A 23,910-nucleotide genomic window follows, 5' to 3' on the forward strand; every position below is an offset into this window, starting at 1 on the left:
TATATAATCGTTTTGTATATAAAAATTATATATATAAAATGATTATACAAATAGGCCTCAAATTTGTAAAAGATAAGAAGAGCTGGGATGGGATAGATTCCAGTCGTCATTTTAAATTGTATCTAAGGAGTAAGAAACCATGCCAAAAACGTTATTTCTCTGGCTTTTGACAGTCCTAAGCTTAGGGCTAGTAAAAACGCCTCAAGCTAAGATGATGGAGCAATCTTTGAAGTCTAACACGGCGGCCATTCAGATTAGCCAAAAAATTCAGGACCATGTCAAGAAAGATGGAGCGACAAGGGTGGCTGTAGAAGCAGTGACTTTTGATTAGATGATGCAAATCATTGCGTAAGAAAGGAGAAAGCTATGTTAAGAATTTTTATCCGAATGGTATACAGAAGTATCGCCTATGCGATTGTTGAAGCTAAATAGAAAGGAAATATCATGAAAAAATCATTTATTCTAACACTTTTAACGATTATAATTCTAGGATTTTTCCGACCGGTTACAGCCTTGGCTGAGGAGCAGAAGTTGCCGTCTGGCACGGACCGCGACAAAATCGGTCAGAAAATTCAAGACTTTGTCAAGGAACATGAAAAGACAACGGCAGGTATGGAGACGGCGGTCTTTGATAAGGATGGCACCATCTACAAAGGAAACTTTGGCTATATGAACAAGGATAAAGGCCTCAAGGCCGATGATAGCAGCGTCTTTGACTGGGGTTCTGTTGGGAAACTAACAGTCTGGGTCTCTGTCATGCAGCTATACGAAGAGGGCAAAATCGATCTGAAGGAAGATATTCGTACCTATCTGCCAGAGGGATTTTTCAAGACTCTCCGATATGATAAGCCTATCACTATGCTAGATCTGATGAACCATCAGGCGGGATTTGGCGAGTCGACTCATGCTTATAAGGAGGATATTGGACTGACAATCGGTGAAATCGTAGCTACTAACCAGCCAGAACAGACATATGAACCTGGAACCATAACGAGTTATTCAAACTTCACTGCGGGGCTAGCAGGCTACATCGTAGAGCGAGTTTCTGGTCAAGATTTATCTGCTTATATTCATGAGCATATCTTTCAGCCTCTTGGGATGAATGACACAGCCATGTCTTCAGATTTGAAAGATAATCTAAAAGTTTATAAGAAGCGGATGGAGGCCTTGTCTTATCAAGCAGACGGTCAGACCTCGATGGGCAATGTTTACTTTCAAGTTGGGCTATATCCAGCTGGAAATACAGTCAGTACAATGGGCGATTTCCAGAAGTTTGCCCAAGCGCTTTTGAAGAGAGATAAACTCTTCAAAAAAGCAGAAACTTGGGAGACGCTTTTCACTGCTAGCTCTACCTATCCGGGAACAGATATGCCACTCAATATGCACGGCTTCTGGACTCAGGAATATGGTACGACGGTTGTCGGTCATGGTGGAAATTCCATAGGTTATTCCTCTTATCTGCTTATGGATTTGAAAAATGGCATTGGCATGACCGTTATGACCAATCAAGAACACGAGTCTGTTTATAACTTTGAGATGCCAGCCTTGGTCTTTGGACCTAAGAAAAAGACGAGTCAAGAGACCTTTGATGCATTTCAATCTGGCTATTACAGGCCAGCACGTCATTTTGCGACAGGACCTCTCTCCGTTACCAGAAGTTTGCTTTATACAAATTTTGTCAAGAAATCTGCGGACAACCAGCTTTTGACTAAGAACTATGCGGTTGTCAGCAATCAAGCTGGAACGGAAAAAGTAACAGCAGCTTATGGTGACAGCGTTAAGGTAAAGGATTCGGATGTGATGAGAGATTGGATCATCCTGATTTTAGCAGCGATTGGAATTGTCTTTAGTTTTATTGTCTTCTTGGTGCGGGGTGGACTTGATCTCTTCCGCCTGGTCTTCAAAAAAGATCCGTCCAAAACACCGAAACATCTTCGCATCTGGACTTATGTGACTTCCATAGCAGGAGTGGCTGTGGCTGTCAACTTCGCTCTCTTCTTTAGTGCTCTGGCTGTCAGCGATCTAAGCTTTCTGGCTAGCTGGCGTTTCATGACATTTGCCGGTCTAGGGTTAATCTTGGCAATTTGTGCGGTTTATCCACTTCTGGCTAAGGTTGGAAAAGGCATCGGAAAAGGTCGCCTCTTCCTGACGGTCATGACTAGCCTATCTGCGCTGGCCATCGTTGCCAATATCCTCTATTGGTCACTTTATCAGTGGTGGGCATTGTGATCATTCTTCCAATTTCTTTTGGGGAATGGACAATCTTGTGAAGGGGTATCTCATGAGGAAATTGATTTGACTGATTCTTTTATCAATCTTAAGGTCAAGGATTTTTCAACAAGAGCTGAAGTGCAAATGCCGGCTTTTGTACAGAGTACGGCTAAATGAAGCAAAAAATCGATGACCTTATCAGAGTGCAAAAATCAAACCATTTAAAGGAGAAAATTCTATGACCAATGAAACAAGAATAGAACCACAACCAAAACTAGTCTGGCCGTTCCTAGCCTGGAACTTCGGCTGGACTTGGGGATTTATGTTGCTAGCTATCATTCTCAAAAATCTCTGGCCGGAAAATCCACCTGTACTCTATCTGACTCTGGAAGGCCTCCTAACGAGTCTCAGTATGTTCGGACCGGTGATAGCAAGCCTAATAGTGCTGAAAATAAAAGGTTTCAAAGCCATCTGTTCCTTTATCTTCTCAAGCAAAAAAGGGACTTGGCTCTATCTCCTACTCTTCAGTGGAAGTCTGGCAGTGACTTTTGCATTAGCTTCAGGAGGCAAGCTAGTAGACGGAGCTCTGCTTTCATTTATTGGATCCTTTATCTACCTTATGACCTTGGCTGGTGGCATGGAAGAGCCTGGCTGGCGAGGCTTTCTGCAGCCGGCTTTGGAAAAGAAGTTCTCTATGTTTATCGCCTCCTCGATAACCGGACTAGCTTGGGCTTGCTGGCATATTCCTCTCTGGTTTTATGACCGCTTTTATAATCGAAGTCAGGATCCCTTTCTAGTCTTTATCATTGGATGTATCATCCAATCCATCTGGTTTGCTGCACTGCATAAGAAGACGAAGTCTGTCCTTGCCTGTATGATTTTCCACGCCCTGCTAGACATTCTGATAGAAACTTTTGTCGGCATCAACCAAGCTGATAAGTTTGATTTCTCTCAGGTTAATTCTCTCTTTTACCTTGGCGGCATGATCATTCTGACCCTTTACAGTATTTATCTCTGGTATCGGGCGGATAAGGAGGTGAAAAACGCATGATTAAAAAACAAGAATAAGCTGATTCTAAAATTGAAAGGAGACTGTACAAATTATCTGACCTTAGCTCATATGAATCTTTGAGTCGAACAGAAAGGAAATGCTATGAAAAAATCATTTATTCTGACACTTTTAACGATTATAACTCTAGGAATCTTCCGACCGAGCGCTGTCTTAGCTGACTCGCAGAAGCTGCCGTCTGGTACGGACCGCGACAAAATAGGTCAGAAAATCGAAAATTTTGTCAAGGAACATGAAAAGACAACGGCCGGCATGGCAACAGCAGTCTTTGATAAAAACGGAACCATCTACAAGGGAAATTTTGGCTATGTGGATAAGGAAAACAAAGTCAAAGTTGACGATGACAGTGTTTTTGAATGGGCTTCAATCACTAAACTGACGGTCTGGGTATCGGTCATGCAGCTCTGGGAAGAGGGCAAAATCGACCTGGAAGCAGACATCAAAACTTATCTGCCAGAAGGCTTTCTCCGCAATCTTCGCTACGATAAGCCTATCACCATGCTGGATCTGATGAATCATCAGGCTGGCTTTGATGAAATGCCACTCTATAAAAAGGGAGACAAGAGCGACTTGGAAGAGCAGTTCCGTGATTACCAGCCTATTCAGTCCTTTGAGCCGGGTACGACGACATCATACTCTAACTTCAGCACGGCTTTGGCATCTTATATCGTGGAGCGGATATCTGGGCAGAAGTATGCAGACTATGTCCATGAGCATGTTTTTGAGCCGCTGGACATGGATCGGACTGCTATCTTGCCTGACTTATCGGACAACGCTTATGTACAGGAAAAGCGCAAGGAAGACAAGGGCTATGATGACCAAGGTAAGCTCTTGGGTGATACACCATTTAAGCTCTGGATGTACCCAGTCGGAGGGGCTGTGGGGACTCTAGGAGACCTACAGAAATTCGCCCAGGCCTTGCTGGAACGTAAGACGCTCTTTCATCGTCCAGAAACTTGGACCGAGCTTTACTCAACAACCTCTACCCACCCTGGTACGGATATTGTTCGTAATGCTCATGGCTTTTGGGCCAGTCACTACGGTGTTACCTTGCTGGGACACAGTGGTAATGCTGATGGCTTTTCTAGCTATCTCTACTTGGATCTAAAAAATGGCATCGGTCAAGTCATCTTAACCAATCAACTGTATGAACAAGTTTACAATGTTCAAATGCCGGAGCTGATATTTGGCAAGATGCAGACTGTCAGCGAAGCTACTAAAAAGCAATTCAAGTCTGGCTCTTACCACTATCTGAGAAGCTATAATAGTGGTCCGCTGTCCATCATGCTCATGATTCCCGGGGCTATCCAAAAGATCAACAAAGTCTCAGATCAGCCGGATCTGCTGAGCACTTTCTGGACTATTGACCGAAGCCAAGGTGCTGATCGCCTCGAATTCGGTGTCCTTAATGCAGAAAGGATTTCCGATTCAGTTCTCTTTAGGCATTATCTAGTCGTGTTTCTCGGAGGTCTGGCACTCGTGTTTACTCTGGGAAATATCTTGATTAGTTTTCTGATTGGCGGTTTCCGTCTCATCCTGCGTAAAGCAAAAAGTTCGGTACCTCGCTCTTGGAAGGTCTTGAATTACCTGACCTCTCTAGGAATGCTGCTGTTTGCCGGAAATCTCATTCTGCTTTTACTGGCTGCCATGAATCAGGATTACTCAATTGTTCAATCTTGGCGCTATATGGTCTTTGCAGGTCTGGGCCTATTCTTAGCAGGCTGTGCGGTTTATCCGCTCTTTAGCAAAGTGCGAAAAGGCCTCGGAAAAGGTCGCCTCTTCCTGACAGTTCTGACTAGTCTATCTGCACTCGCCATAGTAGCTAACATCCTTTACTGGTCTCTTTACCAGTGGTGGGTGATGTGATAAGTTGCCTGTCTTCCTTTGGGAAGGCGGGCTTTGCTTGCATAATTCTGCAAAGGAGTCTCTCATGAAAAAAATATTTATTTTCACACTGCTAACTATTTTGACATTGGGGCTTTTTCGCCCAGTCACTGCGCTAGCTGAAGAGCAGAAGTTGCCGTCTGGTACAGACCGAGACAAAATTGGCCAGAAGATTCAAGACTATGTCAAAGAGCACGAAAAGACAACAGCCGGCATGGCGACAGCTGTCTTTGACAAAGACGGCACTATCTATCAAGGAAACTTCGGCTATATGGATAAGGAAAAGGGAATCAAAGCCGATGATGACAGCGTTTTTGAATGGGGCTCCGTGACTAAGCTGACTGTCTGGGTCTCTGTTATGCAGCTCTGGGAGCAAGGTAAGATTGACTTAGAAGAAGATATTCGCACCTATCTGCCAGAAGGCTTTCTTAGAAATCTCCGCTATAACAAGCCCATTACTATGCTAGATTTGATGAACCATCAGTCAGGTTTTGATGAAGCCCCTCTCTATATGCAAGGGGGCAAGAGTTTAGAGGATTTGCTGCTCCAATATCAGCCCGCTCAGTCCTTTGAGCCGGGAACAACGACAGCTTATTCCAACTACAGTACGGGGTTAGCAGCCTATATTGTGGAGCGAATTTCTGGGCAATCCTTTGTTGATTATGTTCATGAGCATATCTTCCAGCCTCTGGACATGGAGAGAACGGCTATAGCTCAAGACTTGTCTGACAATGCTTATGTCCAAGCCAAGCGCAAGGAAGTAAAAGGATATGCGACAGATGGCAGCCTGTTAGGCGATGCACTTTATGAAGTCGGACTGTATCCTATTGGTCGGGCAACAGGAACATTGAGTGATTTTCAAAAATTTGCTCAGGCCCTGCTAAGTCGTAAAAGTCTCTTTACTCGGTCGGAGACTTGGACGACTCTTTATTCAACGACAGCAACCTATCCTAATACAGACATCGTTCGTAATGCTCATGGCTTCTGGGCCAGTAAATTTGGCGTTACAGTGCTAGGGCACGGAGGAAATACAAATGGTTTTTCCAGCTATCTCCTGCTGGATCTGAAGGATGGTATCGGCCAGGTGATCATGACCAATCAAGGCGTGGAAGAAATTTATAATGATGGCATGCCAGAATTGATTTTCGGAAAACGTCCGACAGCCAGTGCAGAGACTCAGAAAAAGTTCGAACCTGGCTACTATCAAATCCTTCGGAATTTTAACCAAGGTCCGCTTTCTTTGTATCAGCTCTTTCCAGGTAATTTGCTTCATATGAAGAAGCCGTCTTCGGAGCGAATGGATCGTTCGTTTTGGACTATTTATAAAAGTGGAAATGGTAAAACGCGAATCGCTACTCCGGTCAGTGATTTCGAGAAAGTCCCTGACTGGGAAATCTGGACTAAGTTTAGCTTAATTGCTTTGGCTGCTCTTAGTGTCGTTTACGCTTTGGGCAATCTACTTGTTCGGCTTGTGCTAGTCCTTTATCGACTGGTCTTTGGCAAAGAAAAAAGCAAGCAAAATCGAGCTTGGAAATGGTGGCACATCTTGACAGCTGCAGGAGTAGTGGCCTCAGCTGGCAATTTACTCTTGCTCCTACTTAGCTCAAGTGCAACGGATCTCAGTATCATCGCCCAGTGGCGTTACATAATCTTTGCCGGTCTGGGCTTGTTCTTAGCAGGCTGTGCGGTTTATCCGCTCTTTAGCAAGGCTCGAAAGGGGCTCGGAAAAGGTCGCCGCTTCCTGACAGTTCTGACTAGTCTATCTGCACTCGCTATCGTAGCCAATATCCTCTACTGGTCGCTTTACCAATGGTGGGTGATGTAGTTTAAAAATTTTTGAACCAAGAAAAGAGCCGGCATATAAGCTGGCTCTTTTCTTGGTTTTATACATTCAGTACCTTGTCCAAGAAGTCTTTGAGACGTGGATGTTGTGGATTGTCAAAGATTTGGTCAGGCTTGCCGTCTTCTAGGAATTCACCATCAGCAGTAAAGATAACGCGGTTGGCTACCTGACGAGCAAAGCCCATCTCATGGGTCACAATCAGCATGGTCATACCTTGCTGGGCCAGATCCTTCATAACATTGAGAACGTCGCCGACCATTTCAGGGTCAAGGGCAGAAGTAGGCTCATCAAAGAGCATGATGTCTGGGTTCATAGCCAGACCGCGAGCAATAGCGACCCGCTGCTTTTGACCGCCGGACAGACTGTCTGGACTGGCATCAGCCTTATCAGCCAAGCCCACCTTTTCCAAGAGCTCCATTCCCAGCTTATTTGCCTCGTCTTGAGTCAAGCGCTTGTGCTCAACAGGAGCAAAGGTGATATTTTCCAGAACAGTCATGTGCGGGAAGAGGTTGAAGTGCTGGAAGACCATACCGATATTTTCACGGACCAGATCCACATCAGTCTTCTTGTCTGTCAGATCAAAGCCATCAACCGTGATAGTCCCGCTGGTCACTTCCTCTAGCAGGTTGAGACTGCGCAGGAAGGTTGACTTACCAGATCCAGAAGGACCGATGATACAAACCACATCGCCCTCGTAGAATTTAGCAGTAATCCCCTTTAGGACTTCGTTTTCCCCGTAGTATTTATGAAGATCGTTCACATCGATTTTTAATTTTGCCATTACTTAATCCTCTTTTCTAAGCGTTTTGCCAAGCGGGTCAAGAGCGTGATAATGATGAGATAGAGCACAGCTAGGATAGCATACATCCGGAAACTCTGATAGTTGCGGGCGATGATGTCCTTACCCGTTTTGAAGAGTTCGGCCAGTCCAATAGCTGAGACAATCGTTGTATCCTTGAGTGCGATGACAAACTGATTGACAAAGTTTGGCAGCATAATCTTGGTTGCCTGTGGCAGGATAATCTTGCGCATGGTCTTGGAGTAGGAAATTCCCAAGCTGCGGCTGGCTTCCATCTGCCCAACTGGAACAGCCTGAATACCGCCGCGGACAATTTCAGCGATATATGCGCCGGCATTGAGAGAGAGGGCGATAGTTCCTGCAACGAAAGCATTTATTGGGCTTTGTTGACCAGTCATGGATTCGATTAGGTTAGGAATACCCCAGAAGATAAAGGCTGCCACAATCATCAGTGGAATACCACGAATGACATCGACAAAGATTTCTGCAATCCAGCGCAGCGGTTTATAAGGGCTGACGCTGAACATACCGAAGATAATCCCGATGACCATAGCAATCGCAAATGAAATCAGAGCCAAAGCAATCGTCACTCCAAGACCTTTAAGAAGTTCTTGGTAGTTGTTTTGCAGCAAGCCCCAAATAGTGGACTCATCTACAGTGGATTCTTTTACCTCGCTAGCCAGATACTTGTCTAAAATTTCTTGGTACTTGCCGCTTTCTTTCAGGTTGGCCAGTCCATTGTTAAACATCTCAATCAACTCAGGATTGCTGCCTTTTTTAACTGCGAAAGCGACTTGACCACTTGGTGTACCTTCAATAGGTGTTTTAAGCTTCTTGCCTTGTTTGATAGCGTATTTGACAACAGGCTCATCATCCATCACAGCTGCGACGGAGCCAGTATTAAGGCTGTCATACATGGAAGCTGCATCCGAGAATGTTTTGATAGAGTAGCCGTACTTGCTCTTGTTTTCCTCAAGGAAAGTCTGAGAAGCGGTACCGGTTTTGACACCGACGGTTTTGCCCTTGAGTTCCTCGTAGGACTTGATATTGCTGCTGTCTTTGACTGCCAAGATAGAGTTGGCTGTATAGTAAGGGTCAGAATAGTCAAAAGTTTTCTTACGAGCATCAGTGACAGACATGCCGGCGATAATTCCGTCAGCCTGACCGGTCTGAACGCTATTAATAGCTGCATCAAAGCCAGGGTTGGTTACTTCCACAGTAAAGCCTTGGTCTTTGGCAATAGCCTTAATCAGCTCCATGTCAATACCAGTATATTGGTTGCTGTCATCTTGGAAGACAAAAGGAGCAAAAGATGAGTCGCTGGCAATGATGTATTTGTCTTTTGTTGGAGTAGCTTTTTGACCGGCAGGAGTAGAAGTCTCTGGAACAGCTGAGTCAGAGCTGCCTTTAGAAGCCGTCCATTTATTAATGATTTCATCCAGACTGCCGTCTTCATTCATCTGGGCCAAAGCTTCGTTAAACTCAGTAACTAGGTGCTCGTGCTTGCTGCCTTTTTTGACACCGAAAGCAAAGCTACCAACAGCCTCACCCTTCATAGAAATTTTCAGGTTTTGACCTTGATTGATGGCGTACTCAATGACCGGCTGATCATCCATCACTGCATCAACATCACCAGCAGAAAGGCTATTGTACATCAAATCGCCAGTATCAAAGGTTTTGAGAGTGAAGTCGTATTTATCCTTGTTCTTCTCAAGGAATCGTTGGGCAGCCGTTCCAGTTTTGACACCGACTTTCTTCCCTTTCAGCTGTTCGTATTTGCTGATGGTGTTTGCCTTGGTCGTCGCGATAACGACCTTGGTGTCATAGTAGGTATCAGACATGGTAAAGACTTTTTCACGCTCGCTTGTCTTGGTCATACCAGCCATGATGGCATCCGCCTGGCCGGCTTGGACCGCATTGACAGCTGCATCGAAGCCCGGGAAGCTCATGTCAATGTCCCAGCCTTTGATTTCTGCGACCTTGTTGATGATATCAACGTCAATCCCCTTGTAAGTCTGATCAGAATCTTTAAATTCAAATGGTGCGTAAGCAGTATCGGATACGATTTTGACCGTATCTGCCTGGGCTGTCACCCCTAACGCAAAAAATGGAAATAATGTTAGCAAGACTGCTAAGAATTTTTTCTTCATTTTCTTCCTCCTTTTTAGCATTCTAGCATTATAGCAAAAAAACAATGATTAGGCAAATTTTCCCTGTTTTTATGTTAGGTTTTCTGACATAAAAACTCTGGATTTTTCGCAAAAATAGCTGCAACTTTTCTTTGTACTTAAAGCAAAGTCTGCTATACTGGAAATGAATAAAAGCAAGGATAGAATGAGGTTCTTATGAAAAAATCACGTATCTTGGAGGGGGTCAATCAAGCTCGCTTTGTCCCTCCTTATATTTTGTCTCTTTTACTGGCTGTTATTTTTGTGCAAGGTGGACAGCAGTTGGCCTATCAGGCTTTGGAGCCAATTTCGGCTGTACTTAGTCTTATGCTAGGTTTCTTAGGTCAAGGCGGATTCTTTGAAATTTTCTTCAATTTTGCCCTGCCTTTTCTCTTATTCGGCTTTGTATTTATGATACTGGCTCTCTTTCTTTGGGTGCGCTGGGGTGAAGGACGACCACTTGTGACTCTGGGTTTTGTTAAAAAAGGAAGCTTGGTGGAGCTAGTCAAAGGATTAGCAGTAGGTTTTCTCCTCTTTAGTCTAGTCGCTCTGCTTGTGCTGTTGAGCGGAGCTGGCTCTTTCGAATGGGGACAGCTAACGCTGGAACCTTTCCTCTATATCTTGATTTTGCTTCCGCTTTGGATGATTCAGGGTGGAGCAGAAGAGCTAGTGACAAGGGCTTGGCTGCTGCCAGTTGCTGTCAAAAAGACCAATCTGCCCATCGGTTTGCTGACTTCAAGCCTGCTCTTTGCCCTCTTGCACCTAGGCAATCCAGATATTGGTATTCTTCCCATTCTTAACATTGCCTTATTTGGCCTCTTTGCAAGTCTCTATCTGCTCCGGACGGACAATGTCTGGGGGATTATAGGACTTCATACTGCTTGGAACTTTAGCCAAGGTAATATTTACGGTTTCAGCGTTAGTGGTACTGGTGTGGACGCGGCAGTACTGAACTTTATACCTAAGACGGACTCGAGCTGGCTGACTGGTGGAGATTTCGGTGCTGAAGCCTCTATTTTCAGCTCGCTCATTCTCTTGTTAGCCGTGCTTTACTTGCTTTTCAGGATGAAAAAAGACGGCAGTTTGACAGAGTTAGTAGGGAAGACACAATAACTGTGCGAACGGTTCTCTTTTGCTCGCCCTAAAATAATATGCTATAATAAATTAAAATGCGGAAAGGAATAATTTTATGTTTAAATCTCGTATGTTGGATGCTATCAAGCAATCGCGTTATAATCCGCCGATTTGGTTGGCTATCTTGATTGCTATAGGCTTTGTTTATGGAGGAGGAATTTTAAGTTTTGTCGGAATGTTGCCAATTGGTATCATTGTCGGACTCTTATTTGGCTTTGCAGATCCGACGATTAATCGGACAGAAGCAATGGCAGCCATTAGTCACTATACGGTCTTTTTTCAGCTAGCTGGTTTCTTCTTTATCGCCCTAGCAGTTTTTCTCTGGGTTCGATATCGTGAGAAGCGTCCTTTTTCTAGTCTGGGATTCTATAAACAAGACTGGTTCAAAAATCTCCTTAAAGGCTTCCTTATCGGAGCCGTTCAGTTTTCACTGGTTGTTGTCTTGCTCTTGGTAACGGGGACAGGCAGTCTGAAATTAGGTCAGCTTAACTTGCAGTCTTTGATTTTTGTTGTAGCTATCATTCCTTTCTGGATTCTCCAAGGTGGGACAGAAGAGCTAGTGACGCGTGGTTGGCTCTTTCCAGCCGTTAGCGCTAAGTCAAATATCTTCATTGGTATCTTGATTTCTAGTGCTCTATTCGGGGCACTGCACCTCTTTAACCCTGGTGTGACCGTTCTTTCTATTGTCAATATCATACTAGACGGTATCTTTGCTTGTTTCCTTATGCTCAAGTATGACAATATGTGGGTACTGGCTGGTATGCACGGCGCTTGGAATTTTGTGCAAGGAAATATCTATGGCATTCAGGTCAGTGGCCAAGGAGCATCTACCTCTATCTTGAACTATAGCTCGCAATCTTCTGTCGATATACTGTCCGGTGGAGCCTTTGGAGCTGAAGGATCTATTTTTGCCAGTATCGTCCTGATTGGCTGCATTGCCTATCTTTACTGGTCATTAAAGAAAGAAAATCGCCTGCCTCAGGCGCTGATCTTTAAGAAATAACCATTTCGCCCAGTTTAGCTGGGCATTTTTTATGTCTTTTAACGAGATGCGTGACAAGGGATATAAGATGGTAGAAGTATGAGCCTCTTAGTTATACCCGAATCCAGAGAAAATAGGGCAAATATGGTAAAATGATAGAAGCACAATTTAAGGAATAAAAGATGATTAACAGAATAACAGATAATAAATTTGAATTGGTTTCTAAGTACGAGCCTTCAGGTGATCAGCCTCAAGCTATTGAGCAGTTGGTGGATAATATAGAGGGAGGAGAGAAGGCTCAGATTCTCATGGGGGCGACTGGTACTGGTAAGACCTATACCATGAGTCAGGTTATCGCTCAGGTCAACAAGCCAACTCTGGTTATTGCCCATAATAAAACGCTGGCCGGTCAGCTTTATGGTGAATTCAAGGAATTCTTCCCCAATAACGCGGTGGAATACTTCGTTTCCTACTACGATTACTACCAGCCTGAGGCTTATGTTCCTTCCAGCGATACATATATTGAAAAGGATAGCTCGGTCAATGACGAGATTGATAAACTCCGTCACTCAGCGACATCAGCCCTCTTGGAGCGCAATGACGTAATTGTCGTGGCTTCGGTCTCGTGTATCTATGGTCTGGGATCGCCTAAGGAATACTCCGACAGCGTGGTAAGTCTGCGTCCTGGACTAGAGATTTCCCGTGACAAGCTGCTCAATGATCTGGTAGATATCCAGTTTGAGCGCAATGACATTGACTTTCAGCGGGGGAAATTCCGGGTTCGTGGTGATGTGGTGGAGATTTTCCCAGCTTCTCGTGATGAGCATGCCTTTCGAGTAGAGTTTTTCGGAGATGAGATTGACCGGATTCGTGAGGTTGAAGCCTTGACAGGTCGAGTCTTGGGTGAGGTGGACCATTTGGCCATCTTCCCAGCCACTCACTTCGTGACTAATGAAGACCACATGGAAGTAGCCATTGCTAAAATTCAGGCCGAGCTGGAGGAGCAGCTAGCTATCTTTGAGAAGGAAGGCAAGCTTCTGGAAGCACAGCGCTTGAAACAGCGTACGGAGTATGATATCGAAATGCTGCGCGAAATGGGCTATACGAATGGTGTTGAGAACTATTCTCGCCACATGGATGGTCGGAGCGAAGGAGAGCCGCCTTATACCCTTCTGGACTTTTTCCCTGATGACTTCTTGATTATGATTGATGAGAGTCACATGACCATGGGACAGATTCGCGGTATGTACAATGGTGACCGCTCTCGTAAGGAGATGCTGGTTAATTATGGCTTCCGTCTGCCGTCTGCCTTGGATAACCGCCCGCTGCGCCGGGAGGAGTTTGAAAGCCATGTTCACCAGATTGTCTATGTATCGGCTACGCCGGGTGACTATGAAAATGAACAGACGGATACTGTTATTGAGCAGATTATCCGTCCGACAGGGCTTCTGGATCCAGAAGTGGAAGTCCGTCCAACCATGGGACAGATTGATGACCTCTTGGGTGAAATCAATGCCCGTGTTGAAAAGAACGAACGTACCTTTATCACAACCCTGACCAAGAAGATGGCTGAAGACTTGACCGACTACTTCAAGGAAATGGGTGTCAAGGTCAAGTACATGCATTCGGACATCAAGACCTTGGAGCGGACTGAGATTATCCGTGATTTGCGCTTGGGTGTCTTTGACGTTCTGGTTGGGATTAACCTGCTGCGCGAGGGAATTGACGTGCCTGAGGTTAGTCTGGTAGCAATTCTTGATGCGGACAAGGAAGGCTTCCTCCGCAACGAGCGTGGCCTGATTCAGACCATCGGGCGGGCAGCCCGCAACAGTGAGGGGCATGTTATCATGTATGCGGACACCATGACCCAGTCCATGCAACGGGCGATTGATGAAACTGCCCGACGTCGAGCCATCCAGATGGCATATAATGAAGAGCATGGCATTGTACCGCAGACTATCAAGAAAGAAATTCGCGACCTGATAAGCGTAACCAGGGCTGCACTGCCAGACAAGGAAGAAACCGTCGAAATCGAAAGCCTCAACAAGCAAGAGCGCAAGGACATGATTAAGAAACTGGAAGGTCAGATGCAAGAAGCTGTCGGACTCCTCGACTTCGAACTGGCAGCTCAGATACGTGATATGATTCTGGAAATAAAAGCGATGGATTGAGAGGTATCAAGGAGAAAAACAAATGGTCATCACTATCAAAGCAATGGAAACAGCTGAGGAGATAGAAGGGAAATCCAGAGTTCATTGGCAGACATGGCGTGAAGCTTATGATGAGATTTTGCCTGCGGAATTTCAAGAGCAGATGACTTTGGATAAGTGCCGATTTTATAGTCAAAAGTATCCTGAAAATACCTTGATCGCTTTGGATGATGCTAAAGTGGTCGGCTTTGTTAGCTACGGTGATTTTCGAGATTCAGCTAGGATAGCGGGTGAAATTTTCGCCTTGTATGTCTTAAAAGATTATTATGGCAAAGGTGTAGGACAGCAGTTAATTCAGGCTGCTTTTGCTGCCTTGGATGGTTATCAAGAGATTGTATTATGGGTTTTAGAAGACAACAAACGTGCCATCGCCTTTTATGAAAAAATGGGTTTTGTTTTTGACGGTCAGGAAAAGGTCATTGACCTAGGAAAAGCTGTGAAAGAAAAACGGATGATTTACGTTAGAAACTCGAACAGTTAGTCTGAAAACAATAGATATATTTTTAAGGAGCACACATGCGTTATGCACTTTTACTCCGCGGCATTAATGTCGGCGGGAAAAACAAGGTCGTTATGGCTGATTTGAAGAAGGATTTAGCAGAGTTGGGTTTTGAAAACCCAGTTTCCTACATCAATAGTGGCAATCTTTTCTTTGAGAGCGAGGAGCAGGAGGAGAGGATTCGGGAGATCTTGTCGGCTTATTTCAGTCAGTCTTACGATTTCCCTCTGCCTTTTGTCCTTGTCAGCTCTGCCATGCTTGAAAAAGAAACAGCCAATCTGCCTACTTGGTGGCAGGATGAAACAGCCTTTCGACGAGATGTTCTCTTTTATCTGCCGGAGACAGATAGGGAGAGTGTTCAAGAGCTGGCAGGCAGTTGGGCGAATGACAAGGAGCAACTGCACTTTGGGCAGACGGCTTTCTTTTATAGCAATGCTGACCAAGCGGACTATCTCAAGTCAAACTACCATAAGAAACTGCTTAAGTCTAGTTTTTACAAGCAGCTGACTATCCGAAACGGCAAGACTTTCCAGAAGATTGTGGAGTTGGTGAATGAGAAGTAAGACCAAAAAGAAAAATAAAAACAAAAGAAAAGTAAAAGTTCAGGGAAATAAGTTTAGTCTTTGGTTGGAAAAACATTGGCTAGTAGAAGCTTTTTTAAATTTTTTAGTCTTAATAGTTGTTGCGATTGGTGTGGGATTTTTAACTTTTGGTAATGAGAGCATTCCTGCTCCACTTCGTCATTTTAATTATATTAGTCCTTTATGTGTAAACTTGCTCCTCTTGGTGCTTATTCCTTATTATTCTCGATTTGGTGGCTTGAGAAAAGAAGGATTTACTTCTCTGAAGATTTTAGCGGAAGCATTTCTTTATCTGAACGGGCCGATTTTCTTAATCCATTATTTTATAGGAATTCGATCAAAAGATGGAAAACATTTTGCATCACCTCTAATCAGTTTGGATTCTCGCTATGTTTGGTTTCCGATTGCTACCTATCTAATCTTTTTATTCATTTCAGAGTTAACGATCTTGATTTTAAAATATAATGAAAAAAAGAGGAAAAAACATGACCAAAGAAAATTTAATTAAATTGTTTTCATTTAACACACTCTATCTGGCCTTGCTAACCTTTGTTATTTTTCATTTAATTTTGTTAGCTTTTGGTCTATCCTTTACTCCGGTTTTGTGGAATAGTTGGTTTTTCATTCTTTGTTTGACCCTTTTTATCCATCCTTGGATCGTCTTTTTTAGAACAAGAGATCTTCAATGGTACCACCTTATTTTTCAATTATTCAGTGCATTAGTGGCACTTTATCTTTGGTTTGCAGCGTTCTTTGTTTTGTCAATCATTCAAAATCCAGCAATTCCCATCAATATAGACTATCATATACAAGATAAAGAAATTATCATTGTTAGAGGTTTTGTGGTTCATAGTACTTATGAACATCATGAATTGATCAATCCCTTTATCATGAAGTCAGAAGTAAAATACAACGAAGATATGTTTTAATAACTTAGAAAGTGAGTGAATCCATGTCACGTGCCCAAGAAACAATCCTAACAAACATCTGCCTTGTCGAAGATAAGGCGCGAGGTAAAGTCCTAATGCAGTATCGCTCTCCTGAGCGCTATCGTTGGTCTGGATATGCTTTCCCAGGTGGGCATATTGAGAAGGGCGAGTCTTTACATGATGCGGTTGTGCGTGAGATTTTAGAGGAAACGGGTTTGACTATAACTCATCCGAAATTGGTTGGGGTTAAGAACTGGCATACGGATGAGGGGATTCGCTACATCGTCTTTTGTTACAAAGCGACTGAATTTTCTGGTCAGATTCATTCGACAGAAGAGGGCGAGATTTCTTGGGTAGACAAGGAGACCCATCCACAGCTGGACTTGGCCTACGATATGCTTGAACTCCTGCGTATGATGGAAGATGAGGAACTGTCAGAATATTACTATCACGAGCGGATCGAAGGTGGCTGGCGCAAGAGTATGTATTAAAAAATGTTTCCTTTTGTGTCTGAAGTGCAAAGATAGAAAGGTGGATGACTGTCATGATTTCATTATGGATTGCTATTGTTGCATTTTTTCTTTTGGGCTTAAACCATTTTTTTCCTTCTAGAAATGCTGGATTCGGTTTGAGATTTCCATTTGCTTTTCATACTTTAAAAGGATGGAAGCAGAGCCAATCTAGGTTTTATAGATCAGTGATTTTGCTTAATTTACTCATTTTTCTTTATTCTTTGTACACAGATTTAAACGAGATTAGGGTCTTGGTCTTGTCAATTATTAGTATTGTATTTTCTGGAATATTAATTTTTTTAATTTCTTTTAAAGAATAGTTTGATTGTTTTATCAGTGATTTTTATAGCGACTATCTATCATTTGAAAGCTGGTTGGCGCAAGAGTATGTACTAAAAAGACTGACTAGGTTGGAGCCTAATCAGTCTTTTTTTCTTGCTATTTATTCCTGTAAAAATCCTAGGTCTCTCAAGGCAGATTCTACATAGTCCAAATCCTGCTGGGAGTCGGCTTGTACTAGGTGATAGTGGACTCCATCTGTCAACTCAGATAAGGGGCGAAAGGCACAGGATGCGACCTGTTGGAGAAAATGCTGGACATCTCGGCGGCAGGTCAGCTTCAGGTAAGTCTGGATTTCACCGTAAACCGGATGCTCAATCAAAATAGTTTGTACGCGTCCGCCATTATCCACGATAGCCAGCAGCTCGGCCTCCATATCCTCAGCCCCATGCTGAACCTTGAAGAGCTGATGGACAGCAGTGCTTTCTTGGCGGTCTTTATAAAGATAGCCACGGTTGGTTGAGAGGATGGGGGCACCATCAGCCCGCAAGAGGGCAATATCTTGCACGATAATCTGCCTGGTCACATGGAAATGTTCAGCCAGTGACTGGCCATTGAGGGCAGCAGATGATGTTTTCAAGAGGTTTAATAGTTCTTCTCGTCTTTGCTTGGTCATAGCTTCATTGTAAACCAAAAGTCAGGAATCTTCAAGCTCTAGCGAATCTTTTTCAGTGCTTGATAGATGAACTTAGCAATGACAAAGTCGACCATGCTATGGATGACCGTACCAAGTCCAACCAGACCAAATAAGATATAGAAAGCATTAGCAGGATAGGCAGACGTTGTGTAAAAGAGGATGCAGACGGCCACTTCGCCAAAGGCATGAATCAAAGCCAGTAGGAAATTAAATATCCAAGTTTTCTTCTGGCTGTCCAGTGTTTCCGGGTGCTTCTGCAGATAAAGAGCACCGATGCTGCCGAAGAGCAAGTGGGACAGGGCTCTAAGCGTGATGATAAAAGGAAGCCCAGACATAAAAAATCCAATAGTGGAGCCAATCACAACAATCACCGTCATGAGAGGTGAAATAAACATAGCCAAAAAAATAGCGACATGGCTGGCTAAGGTGAAGGAAGCAGGCGGAATGACAATTTTAATCGGCATAACTAGTGGGATAACAATAGCTAGTGCAGTCAAAAAAGCGGTCAGTGTCATAAACTGATTTTTAGATCTTGGTTTCATAGTGACTCCTTTTTATCTGTATATACACTAGTATAGTACACTGTTTTTGTAGAAAGGTCAAGACCTGTAGGAAAGCCAAAAAGAGATTTGTCAAAATGCTCAAAATAGCTTATACTAGAAAGGTGTGGAAATAGGAGAAAACTAGATTTTTAGAATTGAGTTGACCTTCACATCGTTTAGTGTTCTGCTGGATTTGAAAAATGAAGTAAGAGCTTAATTATATATAGAAGGCTGGTATGGAAATTTAGCAGCCTTGACTAGAAATGGAGAAAAAATGAACAACTTACCAAACTGCCCCAAATGTAATTCAGAGTATGTCTACGAAGATGGAACGCTCTTGGTCTGCCCAGAATGCGCCTATGAGTGGAATCCAGCTGAGGTCCAAGAAGTAGAAGAAGGCCCCGTAGCGATTGATGCTAATGGCAATAAGTTGGCTGATGGTGATACAGTTACCTTGATTAAGGACCTGAAAGTCAAGGGCGCACCTAAGGATCTCAAGCAAGGAACGCGCGTGAAAAATATCCGCATCGTAGAAGGCGACCATAATATCGACTGTAAGATTGACGGCTTCGGTGCGATGAAGCTCAAGTCAGAGTTTGTTAAGAAAATTTGAGGTCTCTATGAATCGCAGTTTTATCTTAATTTATCGAATTATTCTGTTTATTCTAGCCTTTTTGGGTGTGTATTTGGAAATCACTAAGTATGGCGTGGGCATGCTCATGTACTATACAGTTCTGTCCAATCTCTTGGTCCTGCTCTTTACGGGCTATCTGGTCTATCTGATGATGAGATCTGGCGATGCTTGGAAGGCGCCGAAAATCTTGAGAATCAAGGGCGGGGTGACCATGTCCATCATGATTACTTGTGTCGTTTATCACCTCTTGCTGGCCCCGATTGCGACAGATTTTTACCGTCTAGAAAATTTTCTTTGCCATTATATAGTACCCTTGGCCTTTCTTCTAGATACAGTAATCTTTGACAAGTCGCGTCAGTACAGTTGGTTTGATCCGATTTCTTGGACAAGTGTGCCTTTGGTCTACATGGCCTTTGCTCTCTTTAATGGTTTCTTCCTGAAAATAGATATTCCAAGATCCAAGGACAATCCATTTCCTTACTTTTTCCTCAATGTCTTTAAGAAAGGCTGGCCCTATGTCATCCAGATGTGTCTGATTATCTTTGCAGCCTATCTGGTTTTTGGTTTTGTCTTTTACGGGATAAAATCCATCTCTTTCTTAAAGAAGAAGACTTCCTAGAGACAGGTACTTGTAGATGAAAAACAGATTTCACTAATCCTTACTTAGTCAAGTAGAAAAAATACAATTTTTTCTTGAAATAGTTTTGAATTTGTGATATAGTATAAAAAATTGAATAATCCTTTAATTCTATCCAGAGAGATAGACAAGGAGCAAGTAAAAAGATGGGTGGAGTGTAAGCAAGTGCGTCTTGTTTTAGCTTGCCTGACTAGATTTTTCTGAAGTCTCCTTGTATAAGGAGACTTTTTCTGTTATTTGAGGAGGAAAGAATGAAAACAAAAGAAGTTGTCGATGACATCACCATGAATCGCGCGATTACGCGGATTACCTATGAAATCATCGAGCGCAACAAGGACTTGAACCAAGTGGTCTTGGCTGGCATTAAGACCCGTGGGGTTCACTTGGCTCACCGGATTCAGAAGCGGTTGGTTCAGTTGGAGAATATCGATATTCCAGTCGCAGAAGTAGATACCAAGCCTTTTCGAGATGATATCAAGGTTGAGGAAGATACGACAGTGATTCCAGTAGATATTACCGACCGTCAAGTAATCCTGATTGACGATGTCCTCTACACAGGACGGACTATTCGAGCAGCTATTGACAATCTGGTCAGTCACGGACGTCCCTCTCGGGTTGGTCTGGCTGTCTTGGTAGACCGTGGTCACCGCGAGCTGCCTATACGGGCAGATTATGTCGGCAAGAACATTCCGACTAGCCAAACTGAGGAGATTATTGTTGAGATGACCGAGACAGACGGTCAAGATCGCGTTTTGATTATGGGGGAGTAATAAGCTAAATGAGTCAAGATGTTAAGTATGATGTGCATGATATGCCAAAGCCAGGTCTGCTTTTAGGACTATCCTTTCAGCACTTGTTCGCCATGTTTGGGGCGACGGTCTTGGTACCGATTCTGGTGGGAATTGACCCAGCGGTAGCCCTCTTTTCCAGCGGTCTGGGAACACTGGCCCATCTGACTGTTACCAAGTACAAGATTCCGGCTTACATGGGCTCTAGTTTTGCTTATATCGCAGCCATGCAGATGCTGATGAAGACAGATGGTATCGGAGCGGTTGCACAGGGAGCCATCACTGGTGGTCTGGTCTACTTTATCGTGGCACTGATTGTCAAGTTTGCTGGAAATGCTTGGATTGACAAGGTGCTGCCGCCAGTAGTGGTTGGGCCTATCATCATGGTCATTGGTCTGAGCTTGGCTGGAACAGCTGTTAGCGATGTGATGAATAAGACAGCAGCTAATGGTGAAAAGGTTTATGATTTGACCTACTTCATTATCGGTATGGTCACTCTCTTGGCAGTCATCCTCTTTAATATCTATGGTAAGAAGATTGTGGGAATCATCCCAGTCTTGCTAGGCCTGATAGTCGGCTACATCTTTAGCTTGATTCTAGGGGCTGTGACTGGGCAGGAAATCGTTTCTTTTGCCAAGGTTGGGGAAGCATCTTGGTTCCACCTTCCGCCTATGAGTCTGCCTTTCTTGGACTACGATGTGAAATTTTATCCTAGTGCGATTTTAACTATGGCGCCTATCGCCTTTGTAACCATGACAGAACACTTCGGGCATGTTATGGTGCTGAATAGCTTGACAGGCAAGGATTTCTTCAAGGATCCGGGTCTAGACAAGACTTTGACTGGTGATGGTCTGGCTCAGATTATTGCAGGGCTTTTCGGAGCACCGCCAGTGACTAGCTACGGAGAGAATATCGGAGTTATGGCGCTCAATAAAATCTACAGTGTCTATGTCATTGCTGGCGCAGCAGTGCTGGCTATTGTCATGAGCTTTGTTGGCAAGGTATCTGCATTGCTCCAATCCATTCCGAGTCCTGTACTGGGTGGTATTTCCATCGCCCTCTTTGGGGTAATTGCTTCGAGCGGTCTCAAAATTCTGATCGAAGCACAGACCAACTTTGACAATAAAAAGAACCTCTTGATTGCCAGTGTTATCTTGGTATCTGGTATCGGCGGTCTGACCTTGCAGCTGTCGGGTCTGCAAATCTCAGGAGTTGCCTTGTCAACTATTCTGGGAATTGTACTCTATCTTGTCCTGCCTGAGCCCAAGGATTGAGCTAGGTGCTAAATCATTAACTTTCGTTCAAAAATAGCTTGCTCTCAGAGCGACTTTACTTGCAGCACTCTGGAAGCCCTCATTCTTTCATAAAGGAGAATTACATCATGTCATCCAATCAAATCGCTCTTAAGAACCTTGTTTCTATGGAAACTCTGTCAAATGAAGAAGTTATGGCCTTGATTAAACGCGGAATCGAATTTAGAAATGGCGCTAAAGTCCATTATGATGAGCAGCATATCGTTTCTAACCTCTTCTTTGAGCCTTCGACGCGGACTCACAAGGCCTTTGAGGTAGCAGAGTTGAAGTTGGGTTGCGATCTTCTGGACTTTGATGTCAAGACCAGCTCGGTCAATAAAGGAGAAACCTTGTATGACACTATCCTGACCATGTCTGCCCTTGGCGTCGATGTTTGTGTCATTCGCCACCCAGAAGTGGATTATTACAAAGAGCTAGTGGAAAGTCCAACCATTACGACTTCTATCGTTAACGGTGGAGACGGTTCTGGTCAGCATCCTAGCCAAAGCTTGCTGGATTTGATGACTATTTATCAAGAGTTTGGTCGCTTTGAAGGACTAAAGGTTGCGATTGCTGGTGACTTGGACCATTCGCGCGTGGCTAAGTCAAACATGCAGATTCTCAAGCGCTTGGGGGCAGAGCTCTACTTTGCTGGTCCGGAAGAATGGCGGAGCCAAGAGTTTGCGGACTATGGTAAGTTTGTCACCATTGATGAGGTAATTGAAGAAGTGGATGTCATGATGTTCCTGCGCGTGCAGCATGAGCGCCATGACTACGAGTCCATCTTTTCTAAAGAAAATTACCACAGACTGCATGGGCTGACTCAAGAGCGGTATGACCGTATGAAAGATACAGCGATTCTCATGCATCCAGCTCCAGTTAACCGCGATGTAGAAATTGCGGATCATCTGGTCGAAGCACCAAAATCGCGTATCGTTGAACAAATGACCAACGGCGTCTTTGTCAGAATGGCTATTATCGAAGCGGTTCTGAAAGGTCGTCAATAATCTCGGACAGTAGGCCGGGAGTGGGTGAAGCTATGTGAAGCAATCCCACTCCCTATTATTATATATCTTATGTGGATGGTCATGGGCGGTCTGCATCTTGGACAGGAGGGAACAATGGCAAAGAGACTTTTAATATTGGAAAACGGCATGATTTTCGAAGGGGAAGCTTTTGGAGCGGATCTTTTTGTGACAGGTGAAATCGTCTTTAACACAGGCATGACAGGCTATCAGGAATCGATTACGGACCAGTCTTATAACGGCCAGATTTTGACCTTTACCTATCCCTTGGTTGGAAATTATGGTGTCAATCGAGACGACTATGAATCCATTCTGCCAACCTGCAAGGGAGTGGTGGTCTATGAGTATGCACGTCGTGCCAGTAACTGGCGCCAGCAATTGTCTTTGGATGAGTTCCTCAAAATCAAGAAGATACCAGGCATTTCGGGAATTGATACAAGGGCACTAACCAAGATTATCCGCCAGCATGGAACTATGCGGGCAACTATTGCCAATGCGGATGATAGTATTGAGCATTTGCAAGACCAGCTGCAGGCGTCTGTTCTGCCAACTGATAACATCAAGCAGGTGTCTACCAAGCAGTCCTATCCAGCTCCGGGAACGGGTCGCAGTGTGGTATTGGTTGACTTTGGTCTCAAACATTCTATCCTGCGGGAGTTAGCTAAGCGCAACTGCAGCGTGACAGTGGTGCCTTATGATACCAGAGCTGAGGAAATTCTCCAGCTCAATCCTGACGGCGTCATGCTGTCCAATGGACCGGGAAATCCGGAAGATGTGCCGGAGGCTCTGGACATGATTCGTGGTGTTCAGGGCAAGATTCCAATTTTTGGGATCTGTATGGGACATCAGCTCTTCTCCATGGCTAACGGTGCCAAGACGCATAAGATGAAGTTCGGCCACCGTGGCTTCAACCATGCGGTACGCGAGATTGCAACAGGCCGAGTTGACTTTACCAGTCAAAATCACGGCTATGCAGTCAGTCGTGAGGATTTGCCAGAATGCCTGATTGTGACTCATGAAGAAATCAATGATAAGTCTGTCGAAGGTGTGCGCCATCGGGATTATCCTGCCTTTTCTGTGCAGTTCCACCCAGATGCTGCGCCGGGACCGCATGATGCAGACTATCTCTTTGACGAGTTTATGGAAATGATGGATGCCCATCAGGCTTACTAGGAAGCAAGATTGAGAGGTGCAC

24 protein-coding genes are annotated in these 23,910 nt (G+C 44.2%); 20 read left to right on the forward strand and 4 right to left on the reverse strand.

Annotated features, from left to right (window positions below; all coding sequences use genetic code 11):
• Nucleotides 1-139: 139 nt before the first annotated feature.
• The 5 genes from HMPREF9378_RS08775 (at nucleotide 140) to HMPREF9378_RS08755 (ending at nucleotide 6,989) form a co-directional block, all read left to right on the forward strand.
• Complete coding sequence (locus HMPREF9378_RS08775) at nucleotides 140-331, forward strand: hypothetical protein (RefSeq protein ID WP_002900156.1); 192 nt, start codon at nucleotides 140-142, stop codon at nucleotides 329-331.
• A 113-nt stretch (nucleotides 332-444) separates the two neighbouring features.
• On the forward strand, nucleotides 445-2,229 hold the full coding sequence (locus tag HMPREF9378_RS08770; protein WP_002913477.1) for a serine hydrolase domain-containing protein: 1,785 nt from the start codon (nucleotides 445-447) through the stop codon (nucleotides 2,227-2,229).
• A 220-nt stretch (nucleotides 2,230-2,449) separates the two neighbouring features.
• The gene (locus HMPREF9378_RS08765) at nucleotides 2,450-3,262 is read left to right on the forward strand and encodes a CPBP family intramembrane glutamic endopeptidase (protein ID WP_002900158.1); all 813 of its coding nucleotides are present in this window, start codon (nucleotides 2,450-2,452) and stop codon (nucleotides 3,260-3,262) included.
• A gap of 102 nt (nucleotides 3,263-3,364) precedes the next feature.
• On the forward strand, nucleotides 3,365-5,146 hold the full coding sequence (locus HMPREF9378_RS08760) for a serine hydrolase domain-containing protein (RefSeq protein WP_002900161.1): 1,782 nt from the start codon (nucleotides 3,365-3,367) through the stop codon (nucleotides 5,144-5,146).
• Nucleotides 5,147-5,210: 64 nt separating this feature from the next.
• A complete protein-coding gene (locus tag HMPREF9378_RS08755; protein WP_002900162.1) occupies nucleotides 5,211-6,989 on the forward strand; it encodes a serine hydrolase domain-containing protein in 1,779 nt (592 codons plus the stop codon).
• Between the two features lie 58 nt (nucleotides 6,990-7,047).
• Here HMPREF9378_RS08755 and HMPREF9378_RS08750 read toward each other — a convergent pair whose 3' ends face one another.
• A complete protein-coding gene (locus HMPREF9378_RS08750; protein ID WP_002895249.1) occupies nucleotides 7,048-7,788 on the reverse strand; it encodes an amino acid ABC transporter ATP-binding protein in 741 nt (246 codons plus the stop codon).
• On the reverse strand, nucleotides 7,788-9,956 hold the full coding sequence (locus HMPREF9378_RS08745; protein ID WP_023916347.1) for an ABC transporter substrate-binding protein/permease: 2,169 nt from the start codon (nucleotides 9,954-9,956) through the stop codon (nucleotides 7,788-7,790). Before HMPREF9378_RS08745 ends, HMPREF9378_RS08750 begins: the two co-directional genes overlap by 1 nt.
• 195 nt (nucleotides 9,957-10,151) lie before the next feature.
• Here HMPREF9378_RS08745 and HMPREF9378_RS08740 point away from each other — a divergent pair, with 195 nt between their 5' ends.
• The 9 genes from HMPREF9378_RS08740 (at nucleotide 10,152) to HMPREF9378_RS08700 (ending at nucleotide 17,141) form a co-directional block, all read left to right on the forward strand.
• Entirely contained in the window at nucleotides 10,152-11,087 is a 936-nt protein-coding gene (locus HMPREF9378_RS08740; RefSeq protein ID WP_002900165.1) for a CPBP family intramembrane glutamic endopeptidase, read from the forward strand.
• 76 nt (nucleotides 11,088-11,163) lie between these two features.
• The gene (locus HMPREF9378_RS08735; RefSeq protein ID WP_002900166.1) at nucleotides 11,164-12,111 is read left to right on the forward strand and encodes a CPBP family intramembrane glutamic endopeptidase; all 948 of its coding nucleotides are present in this window, start codon (nucleotides 11,164-11,166) and stop codon (nucleotides 12,109-12,111) included.
• A 161-nt stretch (nucleotides 12,112-12,272) separates the two neighbouring features.
• Nucleotides 12,273-14,261, forward strand: a complete 1,989-nt coding sequence (uvrB, locus tag HMPREF9378_RS08730; protein WP_002900167.1) for an excinuclease ABC subunit UvrB — start codon at nucleotides 12,273-12,275, stop codon at nucleotides 14,259-14,261.
• 22 nt (nucleotides 14,262-14,283) lie between these two features.
• Entirely contained in the window at nucleotides 14,284-14,781 is a 498-nt protein-coding gene (locus HMPREF9378_RS08725; RefSeq protein WP_002900168.1) for a GNAT family N-acetyltransferase, read from the forward strand.
• A gap of 35 nt (nucleotides 14,782-14,816) precedes the next feature.
• Nucleotides 14,817-15,362 (forward strand): DUF1697 domain-containing protein, encoded by a 546-nt coding sequence (locus tag HMPREF9378_RS08720; RefSeq protein ID WP_002900169.1) that lies wholly within the window; start codon nucleotides 14,817-14,819, stop codon nucleotides 15,360-15,362.
• Nucleotides 15,352-15,888 (forward strand): hypothetical protein, encoded by a 537-nt coding sequence (locus HMPREF9378_RS08715; protein WP_002913478.1) that lies wholly within the window; start codon nucleotides 15,352-15,354, stop codon nucleotides 15,886-15,888. Before HMPREF9378_RS08720 ends, HMPREF9378_RS08715 begins: the two co-directional genes overlap by 11 nt.
• Entirely contained in the window at nucleotides 15,866-16,309 is a 444-nt protein-coding gene (locus HMPREF9378_RS08710) for a hypothetical protein (protein WP_002903046.1), read from the forward strand. Before HMPREF9378_RS08715 ends, HMPREF9378_RS08710 begins: the two co-directional genes overlap by 23 nt.
• A gap of 23 nt (nucleotides 16,310-16,332) precedes the next feature.
• Nucleotides 16,333-16,800, forward strand: coding sequence for an 8-oxo-dGTP diphosphatase (locus tag HMPREF9378_RS08705; protein ID WP_002913479.1), 468 nt, complete (start codon nucleotides 16,333-16,335; stop codon nucleotides 16,798-16,800).
• A 44-nt stretch (nucleotides 16,801-16,844) separates the two neighbouring features.
• Nucleotides 16,845-17,141, forward strand: coding sequence for a hypothetical protein (locus HMPREF9378_RS08700; RefSeq protein WP_002900174.1), 297 nt, complete (start codon nucleotides 16,845-16,847; stop codon nucleotides 17,139-17,141).
• Between the two features lie 122 nt (nucleotides 17,142-17,263).
• Here the strand turns inward: HMPREF9378_RS08700 and HMPREF9378_RS08695 are convergent, their stop codons facing one another.
• Nucleotides 17,264-17,794: a transcription repressor NadR gene (locus HMPREF9378_RS08695; protein ID WP_002900176.1), complete on the reverse strand. Its 531-nt coding sequence runs from the start codon at nucleotides 17,792-17,794 to the stop codon at nucleotides 17,264-17,266.
• A 20-nt stretch (nucleotides 17,795-17,814) separates the two neighbouring features.
• Nucleotides 17,815-18,339 (reverse strand): ECF transporter S component, encoded by a 525-nt coding sequence (locus HMPREF9378_RS08690; RefSeq protein WP_002900177.1) that lies wholly within the window; start codon nucleotides 18,337-18,339, stop codon nucleotides 17,815-17,817.
• Between the two features lie 274 nt (nucleotides 18,340-18,613).
• On the opposite strand from HMPREF9378_RS08690, the gene HMPREF9378_RS08685 reads away from it, so the two are divergent.
• The 6 genes from HMPREF9378_RS08685 (at nucleotide 18,614) to HMPREF9378_RS08660 (ending at nucleotide 23,888) form a co-directional block, all read left to right on the forward strand.
• A complete protein-coding gene (locus HMPREF9378_RS08685) occupies nucleotides 18,614-18,952 on the forward strand; it encodes a zinc ribbon domain-containing protein YjdM (RefSeq protein ID WP_002900178.1) in 339 nt (112 codons plus the stop codon).
• A 7-nt stretch (nucleotides 18,953-18,959) separates the two neighbouring features.
• A complete protein-coding gene (locus HMPREF9378_RS08680; RefSeq protein ID WP_002900179.1) occupies nucleotides 18,960-19,592 on the forward strand; it encodes a Pr6Pr family membrane protein in 633 nt (210 codons plus the stop codon).
• Between the two features lie 269 nt (nucleotides 19,593-19,861).
• Nucleotides 19,862-20,380 (forward strand): bifunctional pyr operon transcriptional regulator/uracil phosphoribosyltransferase PyrR, encoded by a 519-nt coding sequence (gene pyrR, locus HMPREF9378_RS08675; protein ID WP_002900180.1) that lies wholly within the window; start codon nucleotides 19,862-19,864, stop codon nucleotides 20,378-20,380.
• 8 nt (nucleotides 20,381-20,388) lie between these two features.
• Nucleotides 20,389-21,672: a uracil-xanthine permease family protein gene (locus tag HMPREF9378_RS08670; RefSeq protein ID WP_002900181.1), complete on the forward strand. Its 1,284-nt coding sequence runs from the start codon at nucleotides 20,389-20,391 to the stop codon at nucleotides 21,670-21,672.
• A 107-nt stretch (nucleotides 21,673-21,779) separates the two neighbouring features.
• Complete coding sequence (locus tag HMPREF9378_RS08665) at nucleotides 21,780-22,697, forward strand: aspartate carbamoyltransferase catalytic subunit (RefSeq protein ID WP_002900182.1); 918 nt, start codon at nucleotides 21,780-21,782, stop codon at nucleotides 22,695-22,697.
• Between the two features lie 114 nt (nucleotides 22,698-22,811).
• Nucleotides 22,812-23,888: a carbamoyl phosphate synthase small subunit gene (locus HMPREF9378_RS08660; RefSeq protein WP_032911135.1), complete on the forward strand. Its 1,077-nt coding sequence runs from the start codon at nucleotides 22,812-22,814 to the stop codon at nucleotides 23,886-23,888.
• Nucleotides 23,889-23,910 lie beyond the last annotated feature (22 nt).

The organism is Streptococcus sanguinis SK1 = NCTC 7863, from assembly GCF_000194945.1.
GTDB lineage: Bacteria > Bacillota > Bacilli > Lactobacillales > Streptococcaceae > Streptococcus > Streptococcus sanguinis.

Excerpts from the sequence above, each read along its gene's own strand:
- HMPREF9378_RS08690 (WP_002900177.1), bottom strand. The coding sequence starts at position 18,339 with ATGAAACCAAGATCTAAAAATCAGTTTATGACACTGACCGCTTTTTTG.
- HMPREF9378_RS08665 (WP_002900182.1), top strand. The coding sequence starts at position 21,780 with ATGTCATCCAATCAAATCGCTCTTAAGAACCTTGTTTCTATGGAAACT.
- HMPREF9378_RS08770 (WP_002913477.1), top strand. The coding sequence starts at position 445 with ATGAAAAAATCATTTATTCTAACACTTTTAACGATTATAATTCTAGGA.
- HMPREF9378_RS08670 (WP_002900181.1), top strand. The coding sequence starts at position 20,389 with ATGAGTCAAGATGTTAAGTATGATGTGCATGATATGCCAAAGCCAGGT.
- HMPREF9378_RS08750 (WP_002895249.1), bottom strand. The coding sequence starts at position 7,788 with ATGGCAAAATTAAAAATCGATGTGAACGATCTTCATAAATACTACGGG.
- HMPREF9378_RS08745 (WP_023916347.1), bottom strand. The coding sequence starts at position 9,956 with ATGAAGAAAAAATTCTTAGCAGTCTTGCTAACATTATTTCCATTTTTT.
- HMPREF9378_RS08680 (WP_002900179.1), top strand. The coding sequence starts at position 18,960 with ATGAATCGCAGTTTTATCTTAATTTATCGAATTATTCTGTTTATTCTA.
- HMPREF9378_RS08700 (WP_002900174.1), top strand. The coding sequence starts at position 16,845 with ATGACTGTCATGATTTCATTATGGATTGCTATTGTTGCATTTTTTCTT.
- HMPREF9378_RS08725 (WP_002900168.1), top strand. The coding sequence starts at position 14,284 with ATGGTCATCACTATCAAAGCAATGGAAACAGCTGAGGAGATAGAAGGG.
- HMPREF9378_RS08715 (WP_002913478.1), top strand. The coding sequence starts at position 15,352 with ATGAGAAGTAAGACCAAAAAGAAAAATAAAAACAAAAGAAAAGTAAAA.
- HMPREF9378_RS08735 (WP_002900166.1), top strand. The coding sequence starts at position 11,164 with ATGTTTAAATCTCGTATGTTGGATGCTATCAAGCAATCGCGTTATAAT.
- HMPREF9378_RS08720 (WP_002900169.1), top strand. The coding sequence starts at position 14,817 with ATGCGTTATGCACTTTTACTCCGCGGCATTAATGTCGGCGGGAAAAAC.
- HMPREF9378_RS08760 (WP_002900161.1), top strand. The coding sequence starts at position 3,365 with ATGAAAAAATCATTTATTCTGACACTTTTAACGATTATAACTCTAGGA.
- pyrR (WP_002900180.1), top strand. The coding sequence starts at position 19,862 with ATGAAAACAAAAGAAGTTGTCGATGACATCACCATGAATCGCGCGATT.
- HMPREF9378_RS08765 (WP_002900158.1), top strand. The coding sequence starts at position 2,450 with ATGACCAATGAAACAAGAATAGAACCACAACCAAAACTAGTCTGGCCG.
- HMPREF9378_RS08660 (WP_032911135.1), top strand. The coding sequence starts at position 22,812 with ATGGCAAAGAGACTTTTAATATTGGAAAACGGCATGATTTTCGAAGGG.
- HMPREF9378_RS08710 (WP_002903046.1), top strand. The coding sequence starts at position 15,866 with ATGACCAAAGAAAATTTAATTAAATTGTTTTCATTTAACACACTCTAT.
- HMPREF9378_RS08755 (WP_002900162.1), top strand. The coding sequence starts at position 5,211 with ATGAAAAAAATATTTATTTTCACACTGCTAACTATTTTGACATTGGGG.
- HMPREF9378_RS08705 (WP_002913479.1), top strand. The coding sequence starts at position 16,333 with ATGTCACGTGCCCAAGAAACAATCCTAACAAACATCTGCCTTGTCGAA.
- HMPREF9378_RS08775 (WP_002900156.1), top strand. The coding sequence starts at position 140 with ATGCCAAAAACGTTATTTCTCTGGCTTTTGACAGTCCTAAGCTTAGGG.
- uvrB (WP_002900167.1), top strand. The coding sequence starts at position 12,273 with ATGATTAACAGAATAACAGATAATAAATTTGAATTGGTTTCTAAGTAC.
- HMPREF9378_RS08685 (WP_002900178.1), top strand. The coding sequence starts at position 18,614 with ATGAACAACTTACCAAACTGCCCCAAATGTAATTCAGAGTATGTCTAC.
- HMPREF9378_RS08740 (WP_002900165.1), top strand. The coding sequence starts at position 10,152 with ATGAAAAAATCACGTATCTTGGAGGGGGTCAATCAAGCTCGCTTTGTC.